The organism is Streptomyces sp. NPDC086989 (genome assembly GCF_044745505.1).
Lineage (GTDB): Bacteria > Actinomycetota > Actinomycetes > Streptomycetales > Streptomycetaceae > Streptomyces.
On record NZ_JBIVAL010000060.1, the window covers coordinates 1 to 1,557 of the forward strand.

Annotated in this window: 2 rRNA genes; both read right to left on the reverse strand. The window is 58.1% G+C overall.

Annotated features, from left to right (window positions below):
• Positions 1–576 (reverse strand): 23S ribosomal RNA (locus tag ACIPK4_RS40115); the annotation flags it as partial.
• 278 nt (positions 577–854) lie between these two features.
• Positions 855–1,557 (reverse strand): 16S ribosomal RNA (locus ACIPK4_RS40120); the annotation flags it as partial.

A 1,557-nucleotide genomic window follows, 5' to 3' on the forward strand; every position in this document is an offset into this window, starting at 1 on the left:
CCGCGGTACTTTTCACCATTCCCTCACGGTACTATCCGCTATCGGTCACCAGGGAATATTTAGGCTTAGCGGGTGGTCCCGCCAGATTCACACGGAATTTCTCGGGCTCCGTGCTACTTGGGAAAAATTCAAGTGAGCCGCTAATGTTTCGTCTACGGGGGTCTTACCCTCTACGCCGGACCTTTCGCATGTCCTTCGACTACACCAACGGTTTCTGACTCACCCAGCCGCCGGCAGACGACTGAAGAACTCTCCCACGACCCCCTGAGCGCAACCCCTGCCGGGTCTCACACGCCCAAGGTTTAGCCTCATCCGGTTTCGCTCGCCACTACTCCCGGAATCACGGTTGTTTTCTCTTCCTGCGGGTACTGAGATGTTTCACTTCCCCGCGTTCCCTCCACATACCCTATGTGTTCAGGTATGGGTGACAGCCCATGACGACTGCCGGGTTTCCCCATTCGGACACCCCCGGATCAAAGCTCGGTTGACAGCTCCCCGGGGCCTATCGCGGCCTCCCACGTCCTTCATCGGTTCCTGGTGCCAAGGCATCCACCGTGCGCCCTTAAAAACTTGGCCACAGATGCTCGCGTCCACTGTGCAGTTCTCAAACAACGACCAGACACCCACCCCCAACACGCAACAGCGCGCCTTCAGTGGGACCGGCACCGAGGTTCAGACCAAACGGCCATTCCCTCAGGACCCAACAACGTGCCCGACACACCCGACCCCGACCCACCGTTCCACGCCGAAGCAGTACTAGGAAGAGTCACAACCGTGTGTGCCGAATAGTCAACGTTCCACCCATGAGCAACCAACCCGAGACATTCGCTCAGGTCTGGCCATGTGCTCCTTAGAAAGGAGGTGATCCAGCCGCACCTTCCGGTACGGCTACCTTGTTACGACTTCGTCCCAATCGCTGGTCCCACCTTCGACGGCTCCCTCCCAAGGGTTAGGCCACCGGCTTCGGGTGTTACCGACTTTCGTGACGTGACGGGCGGTGTGTACAAGGCCCGGGAACGTATTCACCGCAGCATGCTGATCTGCGATTACTAGCAACTCCAACTTCATGGGGTCGAGTTGCAGACCCCAATCCGAACTGAGGCCGGCTTTTTGGGATTCGCTCCACCTCACGGTATCGCAGCCCTTTGTACCGACCATTGTAGCACGTGTGCAGCCCAAGACATAAGGGGCATGATGATTTGACGTCATCCCCACCTTCCTCCGAGTTGACCCCGGCAGTCTCCTGTGAGTCCCCATCACCCCGAAAGGCACGCTGGCAACACAGAATAAGGGTTGCGCTCGTTGCGGGACTTAACCCAACATCTCACGACACGAGCTGACGACAACCATGCACCACCTGTATACCGACCACAAGGGGGCGCCCATCTCTGGACGTTTCCGGCATATGTCAAGCCTTGGTAAGGTTCTTCGCGTTGCGTCGAATTAAGCCACATGCTCCGCTGCTTGTGCGGGCCCCCGTCAATTCCTTTGAGTTTTAGCCTTGCGGCCGTACTCCCCAGGCGGGGAACTTAATGCGTTAGCTGCGGCACCGACGAC